The following is an 8,905-nucleotide window of genomic DNA, read 5'->3' as shown; positions in this document are numbered from 1 at the left end:
CCCCTCCGTCGAGCCGGCTTCACCCGAACCGCATCGTCATGCCTACGTGACTCGGCTGAAACCCCAGCCGCTGGTAGAAGCGCTGGGCGTCTTTTCGGCTCTGATGCGTGAACAGTTCCACCAGCTTGCAGCGCTGCGCCAAGGCTTCGCCGATCGCCCAGCGGACCAACTGTTCGCCGATGCCACGGCCGCGGCAGTCGCTGGGAACGAACCGCCGAGGCCGTCCCGCAGACGGCCGAGCAGATCACCGCCGCCCGGCATGCCGGCTTCGACACTGCGCGGCAGGCGATCTTCAAGCCCAACGGCGCCAGCGCCTTCGATATCAGTCACGCGGCGATCGTGGCGCTGCCGCAGGCCGCCAATGCGACGCTCGACAAGGTGCTGTTGCAAGCGCCCGGCGTGTCGCAGGACTCCGCCGCCAGCGGAGATCTGCACGTGCGCAACGAGCACGCCAATGTGCAGTACCGCATCAACGGCATCGCTCTGCCGGACGGCGTCAGCGGCTTCGGCCAGATGCTCGATACGTCGATGATCGGCACAATGACGCTGCTGACCGGCGCGCTGCCGGCGCAATACGGCCTGCGCACCGCCGGCGTGGTCGACATCACGACGCGCACCGACGCCTTCAACAACAGCGGCACCGTCAGCGTCTACGGCGGCAGCCGGCAGACGATCACGCCGAGCGTCGAATATGGCGGCACCGCCGGCAGCACGCAGTATTTCGTCTCCGGCCGTTACTTCGGCTCCAGCCTCGGACTCGAAAACCCGACCTCGTCGCCAAGCGCGATCCACGACGACACGCAGCAGGGCAAAGGCTTCGCCTATCTCTCCACCGTGATCGACGACTCGACGCGCCTGACCTTCATCGGCGGCGCTTCGGCCAACAACTACCAGATCCCCAACAACCCCGGACAGACGCCGGGCTTCACGGCGTTCGGCGTATCGAATTTCGATTCGACGCAGCTCAAGGAGACCCAGCAGGAGCGCAACGCGTTCGGCGTGCTGGCGCTGCAGAAATCGATCAACGGATTCGACCTGCAATTGTCGGCGTTCTCGCGCTCCAGCACGCTGCACTTCATGCCCGACACGGTCGGCGATCTCGTCTTCAACGGTGTCGCCTCGGACGTGTATCGCCGCAGCATAGCCAACGGCATCCAGGCCGACGGCTCGTACCGGCTCAGCGACGCGCACACGCTGCGCGGCGGTTTCCAGATCACGGCCGAGCAGAGCCGGGTGACGAATTCCTCGGTGGTGCTGCCGCTCGACGACAGCGGCAATCCGCTCGACGCGCCGACCGGCATCGTCGATTCCAGCAGCAAGCTCGGCTGGCTGTTCAGCACCTATCTGCAGGACGAGTGGCGGGTCACCAACACGGTGACGCTGAATTCCGGCCTGCGCTTCGACCAGATGAACGAGTACACGAGCGCCAACCAGCTCAGCCCGCGCGTCAGCCTGACCTGGCGGCCGACCGAAGACACCACGTTCCACGCCGGCTATTCACGCAACTTCACGCCGCCCGCGCAGGTGCTGGCGGCACCGACCAATCTGGCGCTGGTGCAGAACACGACGCAGCAGCCGGCCGTCAACGCCAGCAGTCCGGTGCTGCCGGAGCGCTCAAACGTGTTCGATGTCGGCGTCACCCAGAAGCTGCTGCCCGGCCTCGAAGTCGGCATCGACACCTACTACAAGACCGCTCGCGATCTGCTCGATGACGGCCAGTTCGGCGCCGCCTATGTGCTGTCGGCGTTCAACTACGACCGCGCCGAAAACGTCGGTGTCGAATTCAAGGGCTCCTACACCAGCGGCAATTTCCGGGTCTGGGGAAACCTCGCACTGGCGCGGCAGATCGCCACCAAGGTGGTGTCGAACCAATACCTGTTCGATCCCGACGAACTCGCCTACATCGCCAACAACTATATCTACACCGACCACGCCCAGCTGGTGACGGCGTCGGCCGGCGCGTCCTATCGCTGGCACGACACCAATTTCAGTGCGTCGATGATCTATGGCAGCGGCCTGCGCTCCGGCTTCGCCAATATCGGCTCGCTGCCGTCCTACACCCAGGTCAATCTCGGCGTGTCGCACGATTTCTATCTGGTGAGCCCGACCAAGCCGACGACGCTGCGGTTCGACGTCGTCAACCTGTTCGACACCGTCTACGAAATCCGCGACGGCTCCGGCATCGGCGTGTTTGCGCCGCAATACGGCCCGCGTCGCGGGTTCTATGCGGGGATCTCGCAGAAGTTCTGAGGCGAGATTACTCGTAGGGTGTGCTGAGCGAAGCGAAGCGCACGCGCTACACACACAGAACCGCGTGGGCACGGCGCTTCGCGCCTTTGCCCACCCTACGGCTTACACATCGAGATTCCGGGTTCGCTCACTTCGTGAGCGCCCCGGAATGACCGCTGGCGACGAGGCCGGTCAGTGCGAGCCGGCAATCAAATCGATCGCCCCGTCGACGATCTTGTCGAGTTCCGTCCGCGGCGTGCCGGCACGAGCGCGGATCGACAGCGTGTGCAGAGTCGCGGCCGCGAGCTGGCCGAGCAGCACCGGATCGGCGGAGGCCGGCAGCTCGCCTTGCTTTTGCGCGGTCCGCAGAAGAGCGGCGAAGGCCTTGTCGAGTTCGCCGAGCGTGTCCTGCACCATGGCGCGGATGTCGGGATCGACGATCGCTTCCGACGTCACGGTCATCACCGTGAAGCAGCCGCCGGGACCGTTCTGGCCGGACAGATAGATGTCGAGCGTGGCGTCATACAGCCGCTTCATCCGCTGTCGCACCGGCGCGGCACCGCCGATCGCCGCGGTGATCCGGGCGCGGGCATCGTCGCGATAGCGCGTGAAGCTCTTGATATAGAGATCGCGCTTGTCGCCGAACGCGCCATACAGGCTCGGCCTGTTCATCCCGGTCGCGGCCGAGAGATCGTCCAGCGAGGTGGCGGCGAAGCCGCGTTGCCGGAACAGATCGAGCGCCTGGCCGAGCGCCTGCTCGGGTTCATAGGCCCGCGGCCGACCGCGCCGCTTGGGCGGCGATGCGCCGGCGGGTGCCGCCGAGGCAGATGACGGCTTGGCCGGCGCCGGGTCTCGATTTTTTTGTACCATTTCGCAAATAATTCCTTGACCACCCCTATATTATGCGAGACGGTACATAAATCAACACGCCGCGCCTGCGGCCACCCAGGGAGGTCTCGATGGATCTGTATTTCTCACCGCTGGCTTGTTCGATGGCGAGCCGCATCGCGCTGTACGAAGCCGGCGGCACCGCCAACTTCATCGAGATCGATCCGCCGAGCAAGACGGTGCTCGCCGACGGCAGCGACTTCCGCGCCGTCAATCCGCTCGGCCTCGTGCCGGTGCTGCGCACCGAAGGCGGCGTGACGCTGACCGAGAACGCCGCGATCCTGCAGTACATCGCCGACCGCTATCCCTCCAGCACGATCGGAGCCGGCAGCGGCCTGGAGCGCTCGAAGCTGCAGCAATGGCTGTGCTTCATCGGCACCGAACTGCACAGAGGCCTGTTCGCGCTGCTGATGAAAGCACCGCCGGAGGTGAAGGCGTTCGCGGTGGAGAAAGGAACATCGCGGCTCGATTACTTGAACAAGCACCTCGAGGGACGCGAGTTTCTGCTCGACAAATTCAGCGTCGCCGACGCCTATCTCGTCACGGTGCTGAACTGGACCCGCGCCACGCCGCAGATCGATCTGGCGAAATGGCCCGCCATCAAGGCCTATGCGGCGCGGCTGCAGCAGCGCCCCAGCGTCGCCAAGGCGCTCGCCGAAGAACTGCCGCTGTATCAAGCCGAAATGGCGAGGCACAAGAAGGCGGCTTAACAGCTCCGCGTTTTGTCACGCAGCAAACCCCAAGCCGCCTGCGCGCCCCCTCTCCCGCTTGCGGGAGAGGGTTGGGGTGAGGGCGACACGAGCAATGAGTTGGTGATTTTCGCGAACTAACTCTGCGCTTCGTTCACTACTGATTCTGCGACTCGCGGAGAGCGCTTCCCCCACCCGTCCCGGCTTCGCTACGCTCCGCCGGGCCGACCTCCCCCGCAAGCGGGAGAGGTTGCGCTGTGCCCGCGGCGCGCGCATCAGTTCCGCTCGTCCCCTCATCCTCTTCCACCGGCACCGTCACCGGCACGGTCGAGACCAGCGTCGGCAGGCTGCGATACCAAGTCGCAAGCCAGGCGGCGCCGACCAGGAGGGCGATGCCGGCGACGCTGACGAACAGCTGCATCAGTTCGCTGTCGGAAATCTGCACCAGCATCCAATGCGCGGTGAACGACAGGATGACGCCGAGGCAGAACACCGGCAGCGAGCGCTGGCCGCACAGGATGATCGGGTGCATCCCCTTGGAGCGCAGCGCCGGCAAATCCGGCGGCAGCAGCTTGATGACGATGCCGAGCAGCGCCAGGAAATGCAGCAGCCGCACCGGGGCCAGCGTGGTCTTGTCGATCGGATAGAGCAGCTTGCCGACGGCGTCGGGAACGAGCCCGTACATCGACTCGACATTCCACGAAATCACGATCACCAGCGCAACCACCACGATGGTCCAGCACAACAGCTGATTGGGCCACGACGTGACGAAGCCGCGGATCTTCGGGCCATTGCCGAAGCCGGCCCAGATGCCGAACACGAACAGGAACTGCCAGCAGAACGGGTTGAAGTACCAATGGCCGTCGGGGAACGACGGCAGATTCCAGCCGAGGCTGCGCGAGGCGATATAGAGCACGAACGAGCACACCAGCGTCACATGCGGCCGGCGCGACAAGCCCCACAGGATCAGCGGTGCCGCGACGACGAACACGATGTAGAGCGGCAGCACGTCGAGATTGACCGGCTTGTACTTGAGGAGCAGCGCCTGCTGGATCATCACGTCGGGATTGGCGAGAAACTGCGCGACGTTGAACTGATCCTTGTACATCGGATTGTCGAACCGCCGCGCCGCGCGCGCCACCTGGGCGGTGAAGAACAGGAACAGGAAGATGTGCACGACATAGAGCTGCGCCGCGCGCGTCCACAGCCGCTTGATCGCGGCGACGAACTCGCCGTTGCGGATCGCCGGCGCGTAAGCGAAGCCGATCGAATAGCCGGAGATGAAGACGAAGAACTCGGCGGCGTCGCAGAAACCGTAATTGCGCAGCGTCAGCCAGGCCAGGAAGTTGCCCGGGATGTGATCGACGAAGATCATCCACTGGCCGAGTCCGCGCAGGAAATCGAGCCGCAGGTCGCGCTCGCCCTGTCCCATAGCAACCTGGCGCGGCTGCACTCCGATGCCACTCACGTTCCGCTCTCCTTCGCCGGCGAATCACCGGGCAACGGCCAATCTAGCCGACGAAACGCACGGAAGCTCACTCGGGCCACACCGGGCCACGCAACATGGGCTTATGTGAGGTGTTCGATTAGTGCAGCTTTACCGTCGGCGTCGGTCGCGTGCGGCCGGATAGAACGCTGAGCAGCGTGCGGCCGCGGCCATACAGCGCGGCTTCGTGCATCTTGTACAGCGAGCGATACATGAAACGCGCGAAGTAACCTTCGATCATGAAGCTCTTGCCGACCAGCGAACCCATCAGGCTGCCGACCGTCGAGTATTTGCCGAGCGACACCAGCGAGCCGAAGTCGCGGTAGCGAAACTCTTCCAGCGGCTGGCCGGCGATCCGGCGTTCGAGCTGCGCCAGCAGGAACTCGGCCATCTGATGCGCCGCCTGCGCGCGCGGCGGAATGCCGTTCTCGTAGCCCGGAATGCTGCACGAGGCGCAATCGCCGAGCGCGAACACATCGTCGTCACCCTTGGCTTGCAGCGTCGGACGCACCACCAGCTGATTGATGCGATTGGTCTCGAGCCCGTCGATGTCCTTGAGGAAGTCCGGCGCCCGCACGCCGGCGGCCCACACCACGAGTTCGGACGGGATCACTTCACCGTCCGCGAGCTTGACGCCGTCGGCCAGCACTTCGGCGACGCGCGCGCCGGTGCGAACTTCGACGCCGAGTTCGAGTAGCAGTTTCAGCGTCGCGTCGGAGATCCGCTGTGGCAAGGCCGGCAGGATACGCGGCGCGGCTTCGATCAGTACGATCTTGAGGTCGTGCTCGGGATCGATCTTGTCGAGGCCGTAGGCGATGATCTCGCGCGCGGTGTGATGCAGCTCGGCGGCGAGCTCGGTGCCGGTGGCGCCGGCGCCGATGATGGCGACGTGGAGCTGGCCCGGCTCGATCGGGGTGTGCTGATGCTGGGCGCGCAGGCAGGCATTGACCATGCGGCGGTTGAACCGTGTCGCCTGCTCGGGCGTCTCCAGCGGCACCGCATGCTCCTTGGCGCCGGGCGTACCGAAATCATTGGTGACGCTGCCGACCGCGATGATCAGCGTATCGTAGCCGAGCTCGCTCTCCGGATTGATCTCGCGGCCTTCGTCGTCGATCACCGGCGCCAGCTTGATCATCTTGCGGGCGCGGTCGAGTCCGACCATCTCGCCGAGCCGATAGTGGAAGTGATGCCAGTGCGCCTGCGCCAGGTAGTTGAGTTCGTGCTGCGAGCGGCGCAGCGAGCCGGCCGCAATCGCGTGCAGTAGCGGCTTCCAGATGTGGGTGCGGCTGCGATCGACCAGCGTGATCCGGACGGCGCCGTCGTCGCCGTATTTGTCACCGAGCGCAGTGGCGAGTTCGAGGCCGCCGGCTCCGCCGCCGACGATGACGATCCTGTGGGGCGCTGATTGGGTCATGTTGCTCCTGTACGGAGCATAGCGGGCGGTTCCTGGCGGTATCAAGCGCGGAATCGCCCTAGCGGGGCGGTCCGAAAAGCTTCAGACGACGTCGGCCTTCATCGCCGTCCGCAGCGGCAACGGGATCGGCCGCGCCCGGCCGCCGGAGACGAAGGCGACTTTCACCTTGGCCTCGATCAGCAGATCGGCGTCGCGCCGCACCTCCTGGTGCATGGTGATCGAAGCGCCGCGCACCTCGATCGGCCGGGTGATCACTTCGAGCAGATCGTCCATCCTGGCCGGCTTGAGAAAGTCGAGCTGCATCGCCCGTACCACGAACGCAAATCCCGGCGTCTCACTCTCCGCCTCCGCGAACAACTCACTCTGCGCCGCTCCGAGCAGCCGCAGATAATTGGTCCGCCCGCGCTCCATGAAGCGCAGATAGTTGGCGTGATAGACGATGCCGGAGAAGTCGGTGTCTTCGTAGTAGACCCGAATGTGCATGTGATGGGCGCTATCGCGGATCGCGCCGTCGAGGGGGTGGGACACTGGATCACTCATCAATTTCGGCACGCCTACTCTGTGTCCCCGGCATCGCCAAACAGCCCGAACTGTGACGGGTCGCAGGATGGCGCGGCGAGGCCGAGGTGGCGGAAGGCGTGGTCGGTCAGCAGGCGGCCGCGCGGGGTGCGCTGCAGGTAGCCGCACTGGATCAGATACGGCTCGATGATGTCCTCGATGGCGTCGCGCGGCTCGGACAAAGCCGCCGCCATGGTCTCGACGCCGACCGGGCCGCCGCCGTAGTTCAGCGCGATGGTCGAGAGATAACGACGATCCATGGCGTCGAGGCCGGCGGCATCGACTTCGAGCGCACCGAGCGCGTGGTCGGCGATGGCGCGGTCGATCGCGTCGGCGTCGGCATGCGAAGCGAAGTCGCGAACGCGGCGTAATAATCGACCCGCGATGCGCGGCGTGCCGCGGGCGCGGCGGGCGATCTCGTTAGCGCCGTCCTTGGTGATCGCGGTGCCGAGCACGCGGGCGCCGCGGGTGACGATGCTTTCCAGCTCGTCGATGGTGTAGAAATTCAGCCGCACCGGAATGCCGAAGCGATCGCGCAGCGGATTAGTCAAGAGGCCGGCGCGCGTCGTCGCGCCGACCAGCGTGAACTTCGACAGGTCGATCTTCACCGAGCGCGCCGCCGGCCCCTCGCCGATGATCAGGTCGAGCTGAAAATCCTCCATCGCCGGATACAGCACTTCCTCGACCGCGGGGTTGAGGCGGTGGATCTCGTCGATGAACAGCACGTCGCGTTCTTCGAGATTGGTCAGCAGCGCAGCGAGATCGCCGGCCTTGGCGATCACCGGGCCGGACGTCGCACGAAAGCCGACGCCGAGCTCGCGGGCAACGATCTGCGCCAGCGTGGTCTTGCCGAGGCCCGGCGGGCCGACAAACAGCACATGGTCGAGCGCTTCCTTGCGCTTGCGGGCGGCGTCGATGAACACCTGCAGATTGGCGCGCGCCTGCTGCTGGCCGACGAACTCGGACAAATTCTGCGGCCGCAACGCCGCATCGCCAAGATCGTCGCCGCGGCGCTCGGGGGTGACGAGGCGGGGGTCAGTCATGGGCGATAGCGTAGCACGCGGGACGCTCTCCCCAAGCACGGCGAAACCTCTCCCGCTTGCGGGAGAGGTCGGCCCGGCGGAGCGCAGCGAAGCCGGGACGGGTGAGGGCACTCCCCTCCGCGCATCGCCGAGTCAGTGCTCGTGGCGCCCTCACCCCAGCCCTCTCCCGCAGGCGGGAGAGGGAGCGCGCGGTGCTCCTCTCCCCTCCCCCTTGCGGGGAGGGGTCGGGGGTGGGGGTCCACATGCACTGTGCCCGTGGCGCCCTCACCCCAACCCTCTCCCGCAAGCGGGAGAGGGGGCGCGCCGTGCTCTTCTCCCCTCCCCCTTGCGGGGAGGGGTCGGGGGTGGGGGTCCACAACGGGACGCTATCCTTGAAGCAGCCGGGCGAGAGTCCATCCTCGTGGCACCCCCTACCCCACCCCTCCCCCGCAAGGGGGGAGGGAGTTCGCCGTGCAAGGGGGGATGGCCGCGGCCAACACGAAACGACGCTCACAACGCCCGCTCCCGGCTGTATTTGTTCGGCAACAGCTCGCTGATCCCGACCGCCTCGACGCCGTCCGGGCCGGGAACCAGCACGCGGGCGTGCGGTCGAGTCCCA

7 protein-coding genes and 1 pseudogene are annotated in these 8,905 nt (G+C 65.9%); 2 read left to right on the top strand and 6 right to left on the bottom strand.

Going from position 1 to position 8,905, the window contains the following annotated elements; genetic code table 11:
* Nucleotides 1-19: 19 nt before the first annotated feature.
* Nucleotides 20-208 (bottom strand): annotated as a pseudogene (locus I5M_RS06815) (GNAT family N-acetyltransferase); the annotation flags it as partial.
* 131 nt (nucleotides 209-339) lie between these two features.
* On the opposite strand from I5M_RS06815, the gene I5M_RS06810 reads away from it, so the two are divergent.
* Nucleotides 340-2,250: a TonB-dependent receptor gene (locus tag I5M_RS06810; protein WP_022720712.1), complete on the top strand. Its 1,911-nt coding sequence runs from the start codon at nucleotides 340-342 to the stop codon at nucleotides 2,248-2,250.
* A 171-nt stretch (nucleotides 2,251-2,421) separates the two neighbouring features.
* Here I5M_RS06810 and I5M_RS06805 read toward each other — a convergent pair whose 3' ends face one another.
* The gene (locus tag I5M_RS06805) at nucleotides 2,422-3,099 is read right to left on the bottom strand and encodes a TetR/AcrR family transcriptional regulator (protein ID WP_022720711.1); all 678 of its coding nucleotides are present in this window, start codon (nucleotides 3,097-3,099) and stop codon (nucleotides 2,422-2,424) included.
* Nucleotides 3,100-3,188: 89 nt separating this feature from the next.
* On the opposite strand from I5M_RS06805, the gene I5M_RS06800 reads away from it, so the two are divergent.
* Complete coding sequence (locus I5M_RS06800; protein ID WP_022720710.1) at nucleotides 3,189-3,827, top strand: glutathione binding-like protein; 639 nt, start codon at nucleotides 3,189-3,191, stop codon at nucleotides 3,825-3,827.
* Nucleotides 3,828-3,963: 136 nt separating this feature from the next.
* Here the strand turns inward: I5M_RS06800 and I5M_RS06795 are convergent, their stop codons facing one another.
* The 4 genes from I5M_RS06795 to ruvB all read right to left on the bottom strand — a co-directional run bounded on the left by I5M_RS06795 (nucleotide 3,964) and on the right by ruvB (nucleotide 8,307).
* A complete protein-coding gene (locus tag I5M_RS06795; protein WP_022720709.1) occupies nucleotides 3,964-5,238 on the bottom strand; it encodes an OpgC domain-containing protein in 1,275 nt (424 codons plus the stop codon).
* 154 nt (nucleotides 5,239-5,392) lie between these two features.
* Nucleotides 5,393-6,706, bottom strand: coding sequence for an NAD(P)/FAD-dependent oxidoreductase (locus tag I5M_RS06790; protein WP_022720708.1), 1,314 nt, complete (start codon nucleotides 6,704-6,706; stop codon nucleotides 5,393-5,395).
* Nucleotides 6,707-6,787: 81 nt separating this feature from the next.
* Nucleotides 6,788-7,246, bottom strand: coding sequence for a tol-pal system-associated acyl-CoA thioesterase (gene ybgC, locus I5M_RS06785; protein ID WP_031335657.1), 459 nt, complete (start codon nucleotides 7,244-7,246; stop codon nucleotides 6,788-6,790).
* A 14-nt stretch (nucleotides 7,247-7,260) separates the two neighbouring features.
* Nucleotides 7,261-8,307 carry a Holliday junction branch migration DNA helicase RuvB gene (gene ruvB / locus I5M_RS06780; protein ID WP_022720706.1) on the bottom strand — a complete coding sequence of 349 codons (1,047 nt, stop codon included), beginning with the start codon at nucleotides 8,305-8,307 and terminating at the stop codon, nucleotides 7,261-7,263.
* Nucleotides 8,308-8,905: the final 598 nt, after the last annotated feature.

This window comes from Rhodopseudomonas sp. B29 (genome assembly GCF_000333455.1).
In the GTDB taxonomy this organism is placed as follows: domain Bacteria; phylum Pseudomonadota; class Alphaproteobacteria; order Rhizobiales; family Xanthobacteraceae; genus Rhodopseudomonas.
This window is presented reverse-complemented; position numbering and strand designations above follow the sequence as displayed.

Excerpts from the sequence above, each read along its gene's own strand:
- ybgC (WP_031335657.1), bottom strand. The coding sequence starts at position 7,246 with ATGAGTGATCCAGTGTCCCACCCCCTCGACGGCGCGATCCGCGATAGC.
- I5M_RS06795 (WP_022720709.1), bottom strand. The coding sequence starts at position 5,238 with ATGGGACAGGGCGAGCGCGACCTGCGGCTCGATTTCCTGCGCGGACTC.
- I5M_RS06800 (WP_022720710.1), top strand. The coding sequence starts at position 3,189 with ATGGATCTGTATTTCTCACCGCTGGCTTGTTCGATGGCGAGCCGCATC.
- ruvB (WP_022720706.1), bottom strand. The coding sequence starts at position 8,307 with ATGACTGACCCCCGCCTCGTCACCCCCGAGCGCCGCGGCGACGATCTT.
- I5M_RS06790 (WP_022720708.1), bottom strand. The coding sequence starts at position 6,706 with ATGACCCAATCAGCGCCCCACAGGATCGTCATCGTCGGCGGCGGAGCC.
- I5M_RS06805 (WP_022720711.1), bottom strand. The coding sequence starts at position 3,099 with ATGGTACAAAAAAATCGAGACCCGGCGCCGGCCAAGCCGTCATCTGCC.